The sequence below is a fragment of the Hydrogenophaga intermedia genome (genome assembly GCF_000723405.1).
GTDB classification, from domain to species: domain Bacteria; phylum Pseudomonadota; class Gammaproteobacteria; order Burkholderiales; family Burkholderiaceae_C; genus Hydrogenophaga; species Hydrogenophaga intermedia.
Genome location: NZ_CCAE010000003.1, coordinates 31,226 through 48,756, shown reverse-complemented (window position 1 = coordinate 48,756; position 17,531 = coordinate 31,226). Strand labels below are relative to the sequence as shown.

The following is a 17,531-nucleotide window of genomic DNA, read 5'->3' as shown; positions in this document are numbered from 1 at the left end:
GAGACCTCCCATGCCCCTGCAACTGTTCATCGGCAACAAGAATTACTCGTCCTGGTCCATGCGCCCCTGGGTGCTCATGCGCCAGGCCGGCATCCCCTTCGAAGAGGTCCTGATCCGCTTCGACTCCTTCGAAGCGGACTCGGTGTTCAAGCAGCGCGCCAAAGCCGTCAACCCCCTCGGCAAGGTGCCGGCCTTGGTCGACGATGGCTTCGCGGTCTGGGACTCCCTGGCCATTGCCGAGTACCTGGCCGAACATTTCCCCGACAAGCAGCTCTGGCCGGCCGATGCACGCCAGCGCGCCCGCGCGCGCAGCGTCTGCGCCGAGATGCACAGCGGCTTTTCGGCGCTGCGCAACCACTGCCCCATGAACATCGAGGCCTCGCTGCCCGACACGGGAGCCCTGCTCTGGCGCGACCAGGCCGGCCTGCGGGCCGACGTGGCCCGCCTCGAGTCCATGTGGGGCGAGCTGCTCGCCGCGCAGCCCGCGGACGGTCTGCTGTTCGGCCAGTTCACCATCGCCGACGCCTTTTTCGCGCCGGTGTGCACGCGCATCCGCACCTACGCGCTTCCCGTGTCCGCCCCCGTGCGCGCCTATGTCGATCGAGTGCTCGCGCTGCCCGGCGTGAAAGCCTGGATCGACGACGCGCTCGCGGAGCGCGATTTCATCGACTTCGACGAGCCCTACCGCTTGCGCCCGGCGACACGCTGATACGAAACAGCCACCCGCGCGGCGCGGGGGGCGCACCCCTGCCACCTACACTCGCTGCATGCAGATCTATCTGGTGGGCGGCGCGGTGCGCGACGCCCTGATGGCGCGTGAGCTGGGCTTGCCAGCCCCCGCACAGGCCGACCGCGACTGGGTCGTCGTCGGCGCCACGCCCGAGGCCATGGCGGCCGAAGGCTACGAGCCCGTGGGGCGCGACTTCCCCGTCTTCCTGCACCCGCAGACACGCGAGGAACACGCGCTGGCGCGCACCGAGCGCAAGACCGCACCTGGCTACCACGGCTTCGCCTTCCACGCCGCGCCCGAGGTCACGCTGGAGCAGGACCTGGCGCGCCGCGACCTCACCATCAACGCCATGGCGGTGGCCGCCGAAGATGCCGCCCACCCGGAAAGCGCCCCGCTGATCGACCCCTGGGGCGGACTGGCCGACCTGCGCGCGCGCACGCTGCGCCACGTCACCGAGGCCTTCGCCGAGGACCCGGTGCGCATCCTGCGGCTGGCGCGTTTTCGTGCGCGCTGGCCGGGCTTCGGCATTGCGCCCGAAACCGAGGCGCTGATGCGCGCCATGGTCGAGCGCGGGGAGGTCGACCACCTGGTGCCGGAGCGCGTGTGGCAAGAGCTCTCGCGCGGCTTGATGGAAGCGCGGCCCGGCCGCATGGTCGAGACGCTGCGCGACTGCGGCGCCCTGCCCCGTTTGCTGCCAGCATCCGTGCGCGCGCAGGTCGATGCGCTGCCCCTCAGCCTGCCCGGCGAAACCGACGCCCATCCCCTGTTCACCGGTGCGCCGCTGCCGGTGCGCTGGGCCTGGCTTGTGGCGGGACTGGACGGCGCGGCTCAGCAGGCCCTGGGCGCGCATTGGCGCGTGCCCAATGCCCTGCAGGAACTGGCCCTGCTCGCGCAGCGCGAGCGCGCCGACTGGCCCGCGCCCGAGGCGCTCGATGCCGCCGAGGCGCTGCGGCGCCTGCAGCGCTGCGACGCGCTGCGCAAGCCCGCGCGCTGTCGCGAGCTGCTCCAGCTGATCGACGGCGAAGCGCTGGGCGACGCCGATGGGGGCGCGACGGTGCGGCGCAGCACCCGGCGCCTGGAGCGCGCGCTGCAAGCCCTGATGACCTTCGATTCCGCCGCCGCGGTGCGTGAGGCCCAGGCCGATGGCGCGCAGGGCGAGCAGATAGGTGAGCGCCTACACACCGCTCGCCTCAAGCATTTGTTGCGCTGCGACATCTGGAACGACTGAAGCCGCCCGCGTCAAGCGACAGCGCAGTCCCTCACCCGGCGGCTGGGACAAAGCCGCCACGACTTGCCCTGCGGGCACGGCCTGGGGTACGGTCGCGGGCTGATGACGACGCTGCCCACTCTGTCGGCCCACGGGTCGGCACTGTTTCTGGACTTCGACGGCACCCTGGCCGAACTGGCCAGCCGACCCGATGCGGTGCGGATCCCTCCCGATTTGCCGAGCCTGCTCGATGCGCTGCACGAGCGGTTGGGGGGTGCGCTCGCGCTGATCACCGGCCGCGCGCGGGGCGACCTGCAGCGCTGGCTGCCGGTGCAGCACTGGCCCGGCGCCTTCGAGCACGGCGCGCTGCGCGTGGGCGCCGATGGCGTTGACCGGCTCGCCGTGACGCCCGACCTGGGCCCGGTGGTGATGGCGGTGCAGCCCTTTGCCGCCCGCCACCCGGCACTGCTGCTGGAGGTCAAGCAGACCGCGCTGGCCCTGCACTACCGCCTGGCGCCCGAGCTGGGCCCGGCCTGCGTGGACCTGCTCGAGCAGGCTGTGGCCGAGCACCCCGGCCTGCGCCTGCTGCACGGCAAGGCCGTGGTCGAGGTGAAGGCCGCGCACACCAGCAAGGGCGCGGCCATCGACTGCTTCATGCGCGAACCGCCGTTCGTGGGCCGACGGCCCGTGTTCGCGGGCGACGACGTGACGGACGAGGATGGCTTCGCGGTGGTGCAATCGCACGGCGGCGAGGGCGTGAAAGTGGGCAATGGGCCGAGCATCGCGCGCCTGCGCTGCGACAGCCCGCAAGTCTTGCGCGACTGGTTGAGACAACAAATCGAAGAGGTGAAGCCATGACCCCCGCCAGCGGATTCGCATCGCCCGAGCCGGCCTCGCTGCACATGGGTGTGATCGGCAACTGCACCATCAGCGCGCTGATCGATTCGCGCGCGCGCATCGTGTGGAGCTGCATGCCGCGCTTCGACGCCGACCCGGTGTTCTGCGCCCTGCTGGGCGGTGCCGATGGCGCCAGCGGCTCCTGGGCCATCGAACTCGAGGATCTGGCCGAGACGCGCCAGCGCTACGAGCCCAACACCGCCGTGCTGGTGACCGAACTGTGGGACCGCCACGGCCAGGGCCTGCAGGTGACCGACTTCGCGCCGCGCTTCGCCTCGCGCGGGCGCTTCTTCCGGCCGATGCAGATCACGCGGCGCGTGCGCGCGCTCAAGGGCACGCCGCGCATCCGCGTGCACCTGGCACCGCGCTTCGAATGGGGCGCGCAAACGCCGACCATCACCTCGGGCAGCAACCACGTGCGCTACGTGGGCGACCACCTTACGCTGCGCCTCTATACCGACGCGCCCATCAGCCACGTGCTCTCGGGCGAGCCCTTCCTGCTGGTGCATGAGCACAACTTCCTGCTCGGTCCCGACGAGACCATCGCCGGCAGCGTGAGCGACGTGGCCCGCCACTTCGAGCAGGAAACACGCGCCTACTGGCGCACCTGGAGCCAGCGCCTGGCGCTGCCGCTGGAATGGCAGGACGCGGTGATCCGAGCGGCCATCACGCTCAAGCTCTCGCTGTTCGAGGACACCGGCGCCATCGTCGCCGCCATGACCACGAGCATCCCTGAAGCGGCGCACACCGAACGCAACTGGGACTACCGCTATTGCTGGCTGCGCGACGCCTTCTTCGTGGTGCGCGCGCTCAACAGCCTGTCGGAGATCGGCACCATGGAGGACTACCTGCGCTGGCTGCAGGACGCCGTGGTCGGCAGTGCGCGTGCGGGCAGCGGGCATTTGCAACCTCTGCTTGGCGTGGGGCTGGAACGCCATTTGCCGGAACGCGTCGTTCCTTCCCTGCCGGGCTACCGCGGCATGGGCCCGGTGCGCGCGGGCAACCAGGCGCACGAACAGTTCCAGCACGACGTGTACGGCAACATCGTTCTCGCCGCCTCACAGGCCTTTCACGACCACCGCCTGCTGCACCGGCCCGGCCGGGCGGAGTTCGAGCGGCTGGAAGCCATGGGCGAAGAAGCGCGGCGCGTCTTCGACCAGCCCGACGCCGGCATGTGGGAGCTGCGCACCCGCATGCGCGTGCACACCTCCTCCGCCCTGATGAGCTGGGCCGCCTGCGACCGCCTGGCCAAGATCGCGCGCACCCTGCACCTGCCCGAGCGCGCTGCCTACTGGGGCGAACACGCCGCCGCCATGCGCGAGCGCATCCTGCGGGAATCCTGGTCCGAGGAGCGCCAGGCCTTCGCCGAGAGCTTCGGTGGCCGCGACCTGGACGCCAGCGTGTTGCTCATGGCCGAGATCGGCTTCATCGACCCGAAGGACCCGCGCTTCATGAGCACGCTGCACGCGCTGGAAACCCACCTGTGCGACGGCCCCTACATGCGCCGCTACGAGGCCCCCGACGACTTCGGCAAGCCCGAAGTGGCCTTCAACATCTGCACCTTCTGGCGCATCGACGCGCTGGCGCGCACCGGGCGCGTGCGCGAAGCGCGCGAGGTCTTCGAGGCCATGCTCGCCGTGCGCAACCCGCTGGGCCTGCTGTCGGAGGACACGCACGCCACCACCGGCGAGATGTGGGGCAACTTCCCGCAAACCTATTCGATGGTGGGCCTGATCAACGCCGCCGTTCGGCTGTCGGCTCACTGGGACTCCGTGGTATGAGCCGCCTGGTCGTCGTCTCCAACCGCATCGCCGACCCGCGCAAGACCGCGGCGGGCGGCCTGGCCGTGGCGCTGGGCCAGGCACTGGAAGCCAGCGGCGGCATGTGGTTCGGCTGGAGCGGGCGCATCGTGGAGGACGGCACGCCGGGTCAGGGCGAAGTGACCCAGCAGCAGGCCGGCGCGGTGCAACTGGTCACCCTGGACCTCAGCCGCGAGGACCACGACAGCTATTACCTTAACTACAGCAGTGGCGTGCTGTGGCCGGTGCTGCACTATCGGCTCGACCTGGCCGACTTCGACAGCGGCGGCATCGCGGGCTACCGGCGCGTGAATCAGCTCTTCGCCCAGAAGCTCAAGGCCCTGCTGCGGCCCGACGACATCGTCTGGGTGCACGACTACCACCTCATCCCCCTGGCGGCGGAGCTGCGCGCCATGGGCTGCGAACAGCGCATCGGCTTCTTCCTGCACGTGCCGCTGCCGCCGCCGCTGATCCTGGCCGCGCTGCCCGAGCACGACTGGCTCATGCGCTCGCTCTTCGCCTACGACCTGGTCGGTTTCCAGAGCCAGGCCGACGTGACGCACTTCGAGCGCTACGCCAGCGACGAACTGCAGGCGCAGTGGGTGGGGCAGCACGGCTGGCGCGCCTTCGGCAAGACCCTGCAGGTGCAGGCCTTCCCCATCGGCATCGACGTGGACGAATTCCAGGCCCTGGCCGAAGGCAAGGACGCGCGCGACATGCTCACGCAGTTGCGCAGCGACTACGCACGCCGCCGCCTGCTGGTGGGCGTGGAGCGCATGGACTACTCCAAGGGCCTGCCGCAGCGGCTCAAGGCCTTTCGCACCCTGTTGCAGAACTACCCCGAGAACCAGGGCAGCGCCACGCTGATCCAGATCGCCTCGCCCAGCCGCGAATCGGTGGACGCCTACGCCGCGCTGCGCGCCGAGCTGGAAAGCCTGTCGGGCGCCATCAACGGCGAGCACGGTGAACTGGACTGGATGCCGCTGCGCTACATCCACCGCAACGTGGCGCGCAAGCGCCTGCCAGCCCTGTACCGCGCGGCGGCCGTGGCGCTGGTCACGCCGCTGCGCGACGGCATGAACCTGGTGGCCAAGGAGTACGTGGCCGCGCAGGACCCGGACGACCCCGGGGTGCTGGTGCTCTCGCGCTTCGCGGGCGCCGCCGAGCAGATGAAAGAAGCCCTGCTGGTCAACCCCTACGACACGGCGCGCACGGCCGAAACCATTCAGCGCGCGTTGCAGATGCCCCTGGCCGAGCGCCAGCAACGCCACCAGGCCCTGCTGGCGCGACTGCGCGCGCAAGACGTGCACTGGTGGCGCGAGCGCTTTCTGCGCGCCTTGCAAGCGACACAGGAAACGGAGAAAGAACCATGAACGAGAACCTCATCGACGTCGCCACCGGCTGGTGGCAGGGACTGGGCAGCCTGGCCACCAGCGGGCTTCGCATCGTGCTCATCCTGGTCCTGGCCTGGGTGGTGGTGGGCATCGCCCAGCGCGCCATCCGGCTGTTGCGCGACCGCGTGGCCGGTCAGCTCGACGACGACCGCGAGGCCTTCAAGCGCGCCGAGACACTCAGCCGCGTGTTTCGGTACCTGGTGGTGGTCGTCGTCAGCCTGGTCGCGGGCATGCTGGTGCTGGGCGAACTGGGCGTGTCGGTCGCACCCATCCTCGGCGCGGCCGGTGTCGTCGGCCTGGCCGTGGGCTTTGGCGCGCAGAGCCTGGTGAAGGACTACTTCACCGGCTTCTTCCTGTTGCTGGAGAACCAGATCCGCCAGGGCGACGTGGTGCAGCTCGGCAGCCACTCGGGCGTGGTGGAAGAGGTGACGCTGCGCTACGTGCAACTGCGCGACTACGACGGCAACGTGCACTACGTGCCCAACGGCCACATCACCACCGTCATCAACATGACGCGCGGCTTCAGCCAGGCGGTCTGCGACGTCGCCGTCTCGGTGCACGAGGACGTGGACGCCGTGGTCGGGGTGATCCGCGACGTGGCGGCCGAGCTGCGGGCCGACGAGGCCTTCGGCCCGCGCATCCTGGCCGACCTGGAGGTGGCCGGCGTGGAGCGCTGGGATAACGCCTCGGTGGTGATCCGCTGCCGCTTCCGCACGCTGCCCATCGAGCAGTGGGGCATCAAGCGCGAGTTCCTGCGCCGGCTCAAGGGCGCCTTCGTCGAGCGCGGCATCCGCCTGCCCTACCCCAACCTCACGGTGCACGCCGACGCCGAGGCCGCCAACGCGGCCAGCCTGCGCGAGGCGGCGGCCGCGGCAGCCACGCGCTGACGCCAAGGCCGAGGCAGGGCGTGCGCCCGCCCCGGTGCGATTGCCCGAGTAGGGCACGCAAGATTTCCAGACGGCGTTGGCCGTCGAGCCTGACAGTGCCACCATGGCTGCCCACACCGCCGGAGGCCGCCATGCCCTCATCCAACCCACTGAACCCGCCGCTGGCCGAGGGCATCCGGCGCCTGGGTTTTCGCAAGTGGTATGAGCGCGAACTGCTCTCCAGCCATGCGCACATGGCCCTGGCCGTGCTGGCGGCTGTGGCCATGCTCGCCAGCTTCGAGGCGTTCAACGGCGCGAGCGCGGGCGAAAAGCTGCTCAACACCGCCTTCGTGGTGCTCACGGGCGGCGTCACGCTCTGGGCGCTCAACCGCTACGTCTACCTGCTGATGCATGCCGAGGAACTGGCCAACCAGGCCAATTGCCCGCGCTGCCACGCCTACGGCCAGTTGCGCCTGTCGGAACGCCCCGCGCGGCGCGACCGCGAACAGCGCCCTCACCTGGTCCCGGTGTGCTGCCGGCGCTGCGCCTTCGAATGGGACATGGACGATGGCGATGGCAACGAGGCAGCCCCCTGAGGTGCGTGACCTGCCCGACTGACCCGCCAGCGCAGGGCAAAAAGCGGGCCCGGGTAAGATACCCCTTGTTTCACGTCACCGGCCCCCGGTGATTCGCTGGCGGCGCACCGGCGTCCCCGCCCCCTCATGCAAGCCACGCCCTTCCCCCCACCGCACATCGACACGCCGCGTCCGCCGGCGCGGTGCAGCGCGCGCATGAACACGCGCCTGGGCGGGGCGATCGCGCGGGGCATGGTGCGTGCCAGCAGCAGCACGCTGACGCCACCCCTGCCCGGCGAGCACTTCGCCGTGCTGCGTTACGCCACCAACCGCCGATCCGAGCCTCCGCTCTCCTGAGCGCCTCGTGACACGAGCGCTCGACAGCGCTCGCCTGCCCCCCGACGTCGCCCCCCGGACCTGCCTTGCTGCAGCGCCCGGGCGCTGGCGCATTCGTACCCGCAACCTGCAGCCCATGACCCAAGCGATTGTCCGAACCGCCGCCGGCCTGTTCACGCTGGCCGACACCCCAGCAGCTCCACACCTCGCCCCGCACCTCGCCCTGGAGCGCCCGCTGGTGCTCGCCACCGATCTGGACGGCACCTTTCTCGGCGGCAACGAGGCCGAGCGCGCGGCGCTGTACCGCTGGCTGCACACCGTGCGCGAACAGCAACCGGCGCGCCTGACCCTGATCTTCGTGACGGGACGCGACCTGCCCTTCGTGCGCGAGCTGATCACGCAGCAGGTCGCGGGCGTGCCCCTGCCCCGGCCGGACTACGTGATCGGCGACGTGGGCACCACCATCGCGGGCGGGCCCGCCATCGAGCCGCTGCCTGAGCTGGAGCGCGACATCGCCGCGCGCTGGCGGCGTGGCGCGCCCTCCGACGAGCAGGCGCGCGCGGCCCTGCGCGCCCTGCTGGCGAACGAGCCGGGCCTGCGCGAGCAGGACACGCCGTTTCGCCACCGCCTGAGCTACTGGTACGAGCCCGCAAGGCTGTCGCCCGGCACGCTCGGCAAGATCAGGGCCGCCGGCTACGACGGCCTGTTGTCGGCGGACACCTTCCTGGACGTGTTGCCGCGCGGCGTCTCCAAGGGCCCGACGCTGCGCCACCTCATCGCGCACCTGCGCCTGGCGCCAGACCAGGTGCTGGTCGCGGGCGACACCCTCAACGACCTGTCGCTGTTCGAAACGGGCCTGCGCGGCGTGGCGGTGGGCAACGCCGAACCCGCGCTGCTGAGCCGCTTGCGCGCCAGGCCCTTGCCACGCACCTACCGCAGCCCCCACCCCGGCGCCGCCGGCATCCTCGATGCGGTGTGCCACCACGGCTTCGCGCCGCGGCCGACCCGCGCCGCGACCGAAGCCAGAGACTGAAGAACGAAAGGATCGACGACATGGACAAACAGCACCCACTCTCCGACCTGGTGATCGTGTACCACCGCCAGCCCTACGAAGAGCACGTGGAAAACGGCCAGGTGGTCTACCGGGAGCACGCCAGCCCCAACGGCATCGTGCCGACCCTCAAGAGCTTCTTCGGCTCCGTCGAGCACGGCGCCTGGGTGGCCTGGAAGCAAGTGGAAGGGCGCTCGACCGACCGCAAGGGCAAGGGCGACGGCAAGGAGCCCTTCGAGCGCGTGGTGAACATCACCGACTCCTACGGCAGTTACAGCGTCTCGCGACTGGCGCTGACCGCGCAACAGGTGCGCAGCTTCTATCACGTCACGTCCAAGGAAGCGCTGTGGCCCATCCTGCACTCCTTCCCCGAGCGCTACAACTACGACGCGGTGGACTGGCCCACCTTCCGAGAGGTCAACCGCCTGTTCGCCGAGGCCGCAGTGGCCCAGGCCGCGCCCGGCGCGGTGATCTGGATTCACGACTACAACCTGTGGCTGACGCCGCGCTACGTGCGCGAGCTGCGTCCGGACGTGAAGATCGCCTTCTTCCACCACACGCCCTTTCCCTCGTCCAGCATCTTCAGCATCCTGCCCTGGCGCGATGAGATCCTGGGCAGCCTGCTGGACTGCGACCTCGTGGGCTTTCACATCCCGCGTTACGCCGCGGGCTTCGCCGCGGCGGCGCGCAACCTCAAGGGCACGGCCATCCTCAAGGAGGCCAAGGCCCCGGCCAGTCTCTCGCACCATGGCCTGGCGCTCTCCCAGGCTTCCTACCCGGTCCAGCTCGGCCATGAGGGCCGCGTCGTTCACGTCGATGCCTGCCCGGTCGGCACCAACGTCTCGCACATCCGCTCGCTGATCGACAGCGATCTCACGCGCGAGCGCGAGACGCGCATCCTGGCGGAGCTGAAGAAGGGCGAGCCCGACGAGCGCAAGCTCATCGTGTCGGTCGGGCGCACCGACTACACCAAGGGCACGCGCGACATGCTGCTGGCCTACGAACGTCTGCTGCAACGCCAACCCGCGCTGGTGGGCCGCGTGCAACTGCTCGTCACCTCCGTCGCGGCGGCGGCCGGCATGGGCGTCTACCGCAACGTGCAGCGCGAGATCGAGCAGATCGCCGGTCGCATCAACGCGCGCCACAGCACGCTGGCGTACCGTCCGCTGTGGCTGTCCACCACCGCCATTCCCTTCGAGGAACTGGTGGCCTACTACCGCTGCGCGGACGTGTGCTGGATCACCCCGCTGCGGGATGGCCTGAACCTGGTGGCCAAGGAATACGTCGCGGCGCGGGCGCGCGACGGGGCGGCGCTGGGTGCGCAGGGGGACGCTGGCAACCTCGGCGGCGTGCTGGTGCTGTCCGAGTTCACCGGCGCGGCGGTGGAGCTGGATGGCGCGCTGCTGGCCAATCCCTACTCGCACCACCAGATGGACGTGGCGATCGATCGCGCGCTGGAGATGCCGGCACCGGAGCAGCAGGAGCGCATGGCGCGAATGCTGCGCAGCGTGGAGCGCTACGACACCGTGCAATGGGCGCGGCACACGCTGGAGGCCTTCAAGGCGTTGCAGGCAAGTCCCGAGGACGAGGCCCCGCAGCCCGTGAGCGAGATCCCGGCATGACGCTGCAGGCCTCGTTCGGCGCCTGGGACTGGGCGGTGATCGCCGCCTACCTCGTGACCGTGCTGCTCATCGGCGCCTGGGCGGCGCGCGGTGCCGGCACCTCGGGCGAGGATCTGTTCCTCGCCGGGCGCAGCCTGGGCGTCGTGACCGTGGGGCTCTCGCTGTTCGCGTCCAACATCTCGTCCACCACGCTCATCGGCGTGGCGGGCGCGGCCTACGGCAGCGGCATCAGCGTGGCGCACTATGAGCTGATGGCCGCGCTGGTGCTGGTCTTCATGGCCGTGGTCACCATCCCGGTGTTCCTGCGCGCGCGCGTGACCACCATCCCCCAGTACCTGGAGCGCCGCTTCGGCCCCCGCCACGGCCCCACCGTGTGCCGCTACATATCGGCACTCACCATCTTCCTGTCCATCTTCGTGGACACCGCGGGCAGCGTCTACGCCGGCGTGCTGGTGCTGCAGGTGCTCGTGCCGGGCGTGCCGTTCCTGCCGGCCTGCATCGCGCTGGCCGCGTTCGCCGGGCTCTACACCGCCGCGGGTGGCCTGCGCGCGGTGGTGTACACCGACGTGCTGCAGGCCCTGGTGCTGCTGGCGGGCGCGGGCGTCATCGGCTACCAGGTGTTCGCGCAGTTCAATTTTTCCTGGGCTGCGGCGAGCGCCTCGGTGCCGGCCGACCACCTGTCGCTGGTGCGCCCGCTCGACGACCCGGACCTGCCCTGGCTGGGCGTGGTCCTGGGCCTGCCGGTGCTGGGCTTTTACTACTGGGGGGCCAACCAGTACATCATGCAGCGCGTGCTGGGCGCGCGCTCGCTGCAGCATGCGCGCGGTGGCGCCCTGCTGGCGGCGGGGCTCAAGCTGCTGCCGCTGTTCCTGATGGCGATCCCCGCGGCTTTCGCCTTCTCGCTGCTGCCCGACCTGCCCCAGGGCGACCAGGTCTTTCCCGCGCAGATCGCCCGCTTCCTGCCTGCCGGCCTGGCGGGCCTGGTGGTGGCGGGCCTGATCGCGGCCATCATGTCCACCATCGACTCCACGCTGAACGCCTCGTCGACGCTGGTGATGGTGGACTTCGTGCGCGCCGAGGAACGCGGCTGGTCGCCCCGGCGCATCGTGCGGGCGGGCCGCCTCGCCACGGCGGCCTTCGTCGTCATCGCCGCGCTGTGGCCGCTGGCGATCCGCGACTTCCCTGGCCTCTTCAACTACATCCAGCAGGTGTTTTCCTACGCCGTGCCGCCCGTGGTGGCGGTGCTGCTGCTGGGCATGCTCTGGCGGCGCATGGACGGCCGCGCGGCCCTCGTGGCCCTGCTCGTCGGCCACGCTGGGGGGGCGCTGATCCTGGTGTGGCGGGTCGTGGCGCTTCGGCAGGGCATGGACGACGGCCTGCCACACTTCACCATCGTGGCCGGCCTGACGGCAATGCTGTGCGCCGCGGTCGCGTGGGCGACCACCATGGCGAGCGGGCCCAGGGACAGCGAGGCCGACCACTCCGCGCGTGCCCTCGACGCAGGTCTGCTCTGGCACCGCGCCGACGCGGCCACGCCAAGCCGCGGCTGGCGCGACTACCGCTGGCAGTCCCTCGGGCTGGTCCTGGCCGTGGCCGTCACCGTCTGGGTGTTCCGGTGAGCGGCCTCACATGCCGGCAAACACCGAATCGCTCTCGGCGTGCGCCGAGCCCACGAAGACGCGCAGCACCGGGCCCTGCAGGTCGTGCTCCCACAGCCGGCCCTGGATGGTGAACTGGCGCCCGCCGACGCGGAACACGTCGCCCGGGATTGGCGCGGCGCCGTGGCCGCGCCAGTAGTCGGGCACCACCAACTGCATGCGCCGCAGCCAGGCCTGGTCCTCGGGGGTGAAGACGAGCACGGTTCTGAGCGGGGTGGTCATGGCATCTCCTGGTGGCGCGTCAAACGAAGGAGCAGGTTAGCGCAAGCGGCGGCTCAGTCCAAGCCGTCCAGGCCGCGCGCGGCGCCCAGCAGCGCAGGCGATTCGCGCGCGGTGATCACCCACACCGGAATGGCGCGCAGGTAGTCGCAGAAGCGGCCCTTGTCCTCGAAGCGCTCGCGAAACGGGGAGCTGTCGAACCACGCACCCAGACGCGGCACGATGCCACCGCCGAGGTAAACGCCGCCACGCGCGCCCAGCGTGAGCGCCAGGTTGCCCGCCACCGAACCAAGCAGCGCGCAGAAGAGATTCAGCGCTTCCAGCGCCTGTGGCTGGCCCTGCTGCAGCGCGGCCTCGGTCACATCGGCCGCGCGCTCGATGCCATGCACTGCGACGCCATCGGCCTCGCACAGGATGCGGAAGCTGTCGAGCAGGCCCGCGCCGGAGCACACGCGTTCGGCCGAGGCACGGCCGTATCGGGCCGCCAGCGCGTCCATCAGCAGCCGCTCGCGCGGCGTGGCCGCTGGCAGCGTGACGTGACCGCCCTCTCCCTGCAGCGGCGCCCAGCCCTCGTCGCCGCACGGCAACAGGCCCGATACGCCCAGGCCCGTGCCAGCACCCAACAAAGCGCGCGCAGCGCGCGGCACGGCCTGGCCGCCACCCACTTGCCGCAGATCGCTGGCCGGCAGCACCGGCAAGGCGAGCGCCAAGGCGGTGAAGTCGTTGAGCACGCGCAGGCGCTGCCAGCCCATGGCCTCGCGCAGCGCGCGCTGCGAGAACGCCCAGTCGTGGTTGGTCATGCGCACCTCGTCGCCCGTGACGGGGTTGGCGATGGCGATGGCCGCCGCGCGCACGGTGCGCGGCGCCAGCCCCGCAAGGTAATCGCGCAGCGCGTCCTGCACGCCGGGGTAGTCGGCCACGGGCAGCACACGGATGTCGCTCAAGGGCTCGTCGGGTGCGGCCTGGAAGGCGAAGCGGGCGTTGGTGCCGCCGATGTCGGCCAGCAGGCGGCCGCCCGTGGGTGCAGGGGTGTCGCTCATGGCGACGGATGATAGGCCGAGCGCCGCCAGCGGGCTTCAGCGCGGCAGGTGGGCGCGCGCCCAACGCACGATGTCCGCCGCGCCCATGGCGCCGGGCTGACGGGCGATCTCCCGGCCACCCGCAAACAGGGCCAGCGTGGGGATGCTGCGGATGTTCATCGCCGCCGACAGCGAAGGCGCCTCTTCGGTGTTGAGCTTCACGAGCCGCACATGCGGCTCGAGTTCGCGCGCCGCCGCTTCGAACTGCGGCGCCATCGCGCGGCAGGGGCCGCACCAGGGCGCCCAGAAATCCACCAGCACCGGCAGATCCGACTTGCCGATGGTCTTGCGAAACCCGGCCTCGTCCAGCGCCACGGGCACACCCGTGAACAGCGCACGGTGGCAGCGGCCGCAATCGGGCGCGCGAGCCAGGGCATCGGCCGCGAGCCGGTTGGTGGTGCCGCAATGCGGGCAGACGACGTGCAGAGGGGTGGTGGCGTCCATGCCGCCCAGATGCTGGGCATCGGCCCGAATTGCAAGCCCCGCCGCAGCCCGGCCGGCAGGGAGGCCGGGGGCCGGGACTCAGATCAGGTAGCCGATCAGGCTGGCCACGAAGCTCAGCAACACCGTGCTGGCAAACGGCAGGAACCACTCGCGTCCGAAGGCGCGGAAGTGGAAGTCGCCCGGCAGGCGGCCCAGGCCCAGGCGGCGCAACAGCGGCGTGGCCCAGCTGATGAGCAGCAGGGCCAGGAAGATGACGATCATCCAGCGGATCATGTCCAGGCCCTCTCAGAGCCGGTGGGTGCGGTCGCCATGCGCGAAGCCGATCGGCGTCCAGCCGGTGGAACTGCCCGACGGCGCCAGCGCGATGACCTTGAACAGCTCGCCCATCTCGTGCTCGTGCACCAGCATCTGCATGCGCGAGCGCTCGCGCGGGTCGGCGCCCTGAGAGAGTTCGACCAGGCCCAGGTTGATGAGGAAGCGCCCCTGGCTGGTGTAGCCGATGACGTCCAGCCCCGCGTCCTGTGCCGCCAGCGCCACGCCGGTGAAGTTCACGTGCGCGGTGATGTCCTTCTCGCCGGGGCGCTCCAGCACGTTGTCGTCCACCTGATGCGCGCGGTGTGCCACCAGCGTGCCCATGTGGCGCTGCGGGTGGTAGTACTCGGCCTCGGGAAAGCCATAGTCGATGAGCAGGGCCACGCCCCGCACCAGCCGGTCGGCGACGGTGCGCACAAAGGCCTCGGCCTGCGGATGCACCTCGGTGCAGTAGTCGTGCTCGCCGGGCACGTCCACGGGCGGCCGCAGGCCCGTGGGGCGCTCGGCCCAGGTGAAGCCTTCGCCAGACCGCGCGACCAGGCGTTCGTGCCACACACCACCTCGGCGCGCCAGCGGCGTCACGGGCATGGCGTCGAGGACCTCATTGCCCAGCAGCACGCCCTCGATGCGCTCGGGCAAGGCCTCGACCCAGCGCACACGATCGCCACAGGCGGTCAGCCGTTCGCGCTGGCGTTCACGCAGTTCGCCGGACAGATCGACGATGGTGTAGCGCGCGAGGGGTTGGCCGGCGGCGTCGAGCGCGGCGATGAGCTCGGCCGCCAGCGCGCCGCTGCCGGCGCCGAATTCCCAGACCTCCCGCGTGCCCGTGGCCGCCAGGGCCTGCGCCACCTGGCGGGCCAGCGCGCGGGCAAACAATGGCGTGAGCTCGGGCGCGGTGACGAAATCGCTGCCCTGCGAGGGGAAGTGCCCGAACTTGGGCGTGCCAGAGGCGTAGTAGCCGAACCCCGGCTCGTACAGCGCCATGCGCATGAAGCGCTCGAAGGACAGGTGGCCGCCCGCCGCGTCGATGGCCGCCAGGATGCGGGCCGTCAGGGGGCTGGCTACACTCCCGGGCTGGTTCACGAATGGGGCGTTCACGCGCCGATTGTCACCCATGCCCTCCCCTCAAACGCCCCGCACCGCGCTGGTCACCGGCGCTGGCCGGCGCCTGGGCCGGGAGATCGCCATCACCCTGGCGCGGGCCGGCTGGAACGTGGCGGTGCACCACCGCCATTCGCTGGACGAAGCGCGCCAGACCGCCGACGACTGCGAGGCGGCCAGCGGGCGAGTCGGCAGCGCCCACACCTTCTTTGCCGACCTGTCCGACGAGGCCAGCGTGCGCGCCCTGCTGCCCGCCGTGGCGGCGCGCTTCGGCGCGGTGGACGCGGTGGTCAACAGCGCCTCCACCTTCGAACACGACAGCGCCGGCAGCTTCGACTTCGCCACCATGGAAGCCCACCTGCGCGCCAACACCGGCGCGCCCGTGCTGCTGGCCCAGGCCCTGCACGCACACCTGGCCGAGCGCGACGCGCGCGGCGCGGTGGTGAACCTGCTCGACCAGAAGCTGTGGAGCATGAACCCCGACTTCTTCAGCTACACCCTGTCCAAGGCGGCGCTGGAAGCGGCCAACACCATGCTGGCGCTGGCCCTGGCCCCGCGCGTGCGGGTGGTGGGCGTGGCGCCCGGGCTCACGCTCACCAGCCACCTGCTCACGGATGAAAAGTTCCAGCAACTGCACCAGCAGTCGCCACTGGGCCGCTCGTCCACCCCGGCCGACGTGGCCGCCGCCGTGGCCTTCGCGCTGGACAACGGCTCCATCACCGGCACCACGCTGCTGGTGGACGGTGGCCAGCACCTGATGCGCTTCGAGCGCGACTTTTCCCTCATGTGAGGACCGCATGATCCCCACGACCGCCGCCACCCAGATCCTCACCCTCAGCGGGCTGCGCTTCGACGCCAACCTGGGCATCCTCGACCGCGAGAAGCAGGCGCCGCAGCCCATCCGCGTCGACGCCGAACTCAACCAGGGCACGCAGCCCCTGCTGCCCAAGGACGACGACATCACCCACGTGCTCGACTACCGCAAGGTGCGCCAGATCATCATCGACGAGTGCACCGCCGAGCACGTGAACCTGCTGGAGAGCCTGATCGGCAAACTCACCCGCCGGCTCATGCAGTTGCCCGGCGTGATCGGCGTGCGCGTGAAGATCGCCAAGCTGGAGATCTTCGAGGACTGCGAGGTCGCGATCCGCATGGAAAGCGGGCAATGGTAGGAATGAACACCCCCGCGGCGCTGCGCGCCACCCCCTCAAGGGGGCGATGCCAACGGCCCGGCAAAGCCGGTTCCGTGGCATCTCTGGGTTGTGCGGGCTGGCGCCTGTAAAGGAATCGCAATGAACATGGATCTGGAAAACCACAAGCTCGAAAAGCGCCTGTGCCGTGAGGTCGGGCGCGCGATCGTCGACTACAACATGATCGAGGAAGGCGACCGCGTGATGGTCTGTGTGTCGGGCGGCAAGGACAGCTACGGCCTGCTCGACATCCTCATGAAGCTGCAGCAGCGCGCGCCGGTGAACTTCGAGCTGATCGCGGTCAACCTCGACCAGAAGCAGCCGGGCTTTCCCGAGCACGTGCTGCCCGAGTACCTGGGCAAGCTCGGCGTGAAGTTCCACATCGAGAACCAGGACACGTACTCCATCGTCAAGCGCGTCATCCCCGAGGGCAAGACGCTGTGCAGCCTGTGCAGCCGGCTGCGCCGCGGCATCCTCTACCGCGTGGCCGACGAACTCGGCGCCACCAAGATCGCGCTCGGCCACCACCGCGACGACATGCTGCAGACCCTGCTGCTCAACATGTTCTTCGGCGCCAAACTCAAGGGCATGCCGGCCAAGCTGGTGAGCGACGACGGCAAACATGTGGTGATCCGTCCCCTGGCCTACGTGCCCGAGAAGGACCTCACCCGCTGGGCCGATATCCGGCAATTCCCCATCATTCCCTGCACCCTGTGCGGCAGCCAGGAGAACCTGCAGCGCAAGCAGGTGGGCAACCTGTTGCGCGAGTGGGAGAAGAAGTACCCCGGGCGCGTGGAGAACATGGCCAGCGCATTGCAGAACGTGGTGCCCAGCCACCTGATGGACCGCGCACTGTTTCCTTTTGAAACCCTGCGGGCGAGTGGCGTGCCGGACGACAACGGCGACAAGGCCTTCGACGACGAAGCGCTGCCGGCGCAGTCCCCCGAGCCGTTCGTGGCGGGGAACCCGGCGCAGGCCCGCGCGGTCATACCCATCGCCACCACCGAAGCCAGCTGAGCGCCAGCCACGAGGGGCCTCAACGCAGGAGACG

At 70.4% G+C, this 17,531-nt stretch carries 19 protein-coding genes; 14 read left to right on the top strand and 5 right to left on the bottom strand.

Annotated features, from left to right (window positions below; genetic code table 11):
• Positions 1 to 10: 10 nt before the first annotated feature.
• The 11 genes from BN948_RS03110 (at position 11) to BN948_RS03060 (ending at position 12,096) form a co-directional block, all read left to right on the top strand.
• Positions 11 to 709, top strand: coding sequence for a glutathione S-transferase family protein (locus BN948_RS03110; RefSeq protein ID WP_009516723.1), 699 nt, complete (start codon positions 11 to 13; stop codon positions 707 to 709).
• A 58-nt stretch (positions 710 to 767) separates the two neighbouring features.
• On the top strand, positions 768 to 1,958 hold the full coding sequence (locus tag BN948_RS03105; RefSeq protein ID WP_009516721.1) for a tRNA nucleotidyltransferase/poly(A) polymerase-related protein: 1,191 nt from the start codon (positions 768 to 770) through the stop codon (positions 1,956 to 1,958).
• Positions 1,959 to 2,060: 102 nt separating this feature from the next.
• Positions 2,061 to 2,795, top strand: coding sequence for a trehalose-phosphatase (gene otsB, locus BN948_RS03100; RefSeq protein ID WP_009516720.1), 735 nt, complete (start codon positions 2,061 to 2,063; stop codon positions 2,793 to 2,795).
• Complete coding sequence (locus BN948_RS03095; protein ID WP_009516719.1) at positions 2,792 to 4,615, top strand: glycoside hydrolase family 15 protein; 1,824 nt, start codon at positions 2,792 to 2,794, stop codon at positions 4,613 to 4,615. The genes otsB and BN948_RS03095 overlap by 4 nt, the downstream gene beginning before the upstream one ends.
• Positions 4,612 to 6,006 carry an alpha,alpha-trehalose-phosphate synthase (UDP-forming) gene (gene otsA, locus BN948_RS03090; protein WP_009516718.1) on the top strand — a complete coding sequence of 465 codons (1,395 nt, stop codon included), beginning with the start codon at positions 4,612 to 4,614 and terminating at the stop codon, positions 6,004 to 6,006. Before BN948_RS03095 ends, otsA begins: the two co-directional genes overlap by 4 nt.
• Complete coding sequence (locus BN948_RS03085; RefSeq protein ID WP_009516717.1) at positions 6,003 to 6,914, top strand: mechanosensitive ion channel family protein; 912 nt, start codon at positions 6,003 to 6,005, stop codon at positions 6,912 to 6,914. The genes otsA and BN948_RS03085 overlap by 4 nt, the downstream gene beginning before the upstream one ends.
• Positions 6,915 to 7,045: 131 nt before the next feature.
• Positions 7,046 to 7,489 carry a hypothetical protein gene (locus tag BN948_RS03080; RefSeq protein WP_009516716.1) on the top strand — a complete coding sequence of 148 codons (444 nt, stop codon included), beginning with the start codon at positions 7,046 to 7,048 and terminating at the stop codon, positions 7,487 to 7,489.
• Between the two features lie 195 nt (positions 7,490 to 7,684).
• On the top strand, positions 7,685 to 7,825 hold the full coding sequence (locus tag BN948_RS03075) for a hypothetical protein (RefSeq protein WP_156037823.1): 141 nt from the start codon (positions 7,685 to 7,687) through the stop codon (positions 7,823 to 7,825).
• A 115-nt stretch (positions 7,826 to 7,940) separates the two neighbouring features.
• Positions 7,941 to 8,837: an HAD family hydrolase gene (locus BN948_RS03070; RefSeq protein ID WP_009516714.1), complete on the top strand. Its 897-nt coding sequence runs from the start codon at positions 7,941 to 7,943 to the stop codon at positions 8,835 to 8,837.
• 20 nt (positions 8,838 to 8,857) lie between these two features.
• Entirely contained in the window at positions 8,858 to 10,477 is a 1,620-nt protein-coding gene (gene ggpS / locus BN948_RS03065; protein WP_009516713.1) for a glucosylglycerol-phosphate synthase, read from the top strand.
• Positions 10,474 to 12,096, top strand: a complete 1,623-nt coding sequence (locus tag BN948_RS03060; RefSeq protein ID WP_035620407.1) for a sodium:solute symporter family transporter — start codon at positions 10,474 to 10,476, stop codon at positions 12,094 to 12,096. The genes ggpS and BN948_RS03060 overlap by 4 nt, the downstream gene beginning before the upstream one ends.
• A 6-nt stretch (positions 12,097 to 12,102) precedes the next feature.
• Here BN948_RS03060 and BN948_RS03055 read toward each other — a convergent pair whose 3' ends face one another.
• The 5 genes from BN948_RS03055 to BN948_RS03035 form a co-directional block, all read right to left on the bottom strand.
• Complete coding sequence (locus BN948_RS03055) at positions 12,103 to 12,357, bottom strand: hypothetical protein (RefSeq protein ID WP_009516711.1); 255 nt, start codon at positions 12,355 to 12,357, stop codon at positions 12,103 to 12,105.
• Between the two features lie 53 nt (positions 12,358 to 12,410).
• Positions 12,411 to 13,394: a glucokinase gene (locus tag BN948_RS03050; RefSeq protein WP_009516710.1), complete on the bottom strand. Its 984-nt coding sequence runs from the start codon at positions 13,392 to 13,394 to the stop codon at positions 12,411 to 12,413.
• Positions 13,395 to 13,430: 36 nt separating this feature from the next.
• Positions 13,431 to 13,877, bottom strand: a complete 447-nt coding sequence (gene trxC, locus BN948_RS03045) for a thioredoxin TrxC (protein WP_009516709.1) — start codon at positions 13,875 to 13,877, stop codon at positions 13,431 to 13,433.
• Positions 13,878 to 13,955: 78 nt separating this feature from the next.
• The gene (locus BN948_RS03040) at positions 13,956 to 14,150 is read right to left on the bottom strand and encodes a DUF2905 family protein (protein ID WP_009516708.1); all 195 of its coding nucleotides are present in this window, start codon (positions 14,148 to 14,150) and stop codon (positions 13,956 to 13,958) included.
• Positions 14,151 to 14,162: 12 nt separating this feature from the next.
• Positions 14,163 to 15,305, bottom strand: coding sequence for a class I SAM-dependent methyltransferase (locus BN948_RS03035; protein WP_050980600.1), 1,143 nt, complete (start codon positions 15,303 to 15,305; stop codon positions 14,163 to 14,165).
• Here BN948_RS03035 and BN948_RS03030 point away from each other — a divergent pair.
• The 3 genes from BN948_RS03030 to ttcA all read left to right on the top strand — a co-directional run bounded on the left by BN948_RS03030 (position 15,304) and on the right by ttcA (position 17,497).
• Positions 15,304 to 16,080, top strand: coding sequence for an SDR family oxidoreductase (locus BN948_RS03030; RefSeq protein ID WP_009516706.1), 777 nt, complete (start codon positions 15,304 to 15,306; stop codon positions 16,078 to 16,080). The genes BN948_RS03035 and BN948_RS03030 overlap by 2 nt on opposite strands.
• Positions 16,081 to 16,087: 7 nt before the next feature.
• Positions 16,088 to 16,462, top strand: coding sequence for a dihydroneopterin aldolase (locus BN948_RS03025; RefSeq protein ID WP_009516705.1), 375 nt, complete (start codon positions 16,088 to 16,090; stop codon positions 16,460 to 16,462).
• Positions 16,463 to 16,582: 120 nt separating this feature from the next.
• On the top strand, positions 16,583 to 17,497 hold the full coding sequence (ttcA, locus tag BN948_RS03020) for a tRNA 2-thiocytidine(32) synthetase TtcA (protein ID WP_009516704.1): 915 nt from the start codon (positions 16,583 to 16,585) through the stop codon (positions 17,495 to 17,497).
• The last annotated feature ends 34 nt before the right edge of the window (positions 17,498 to 17,531 follow it).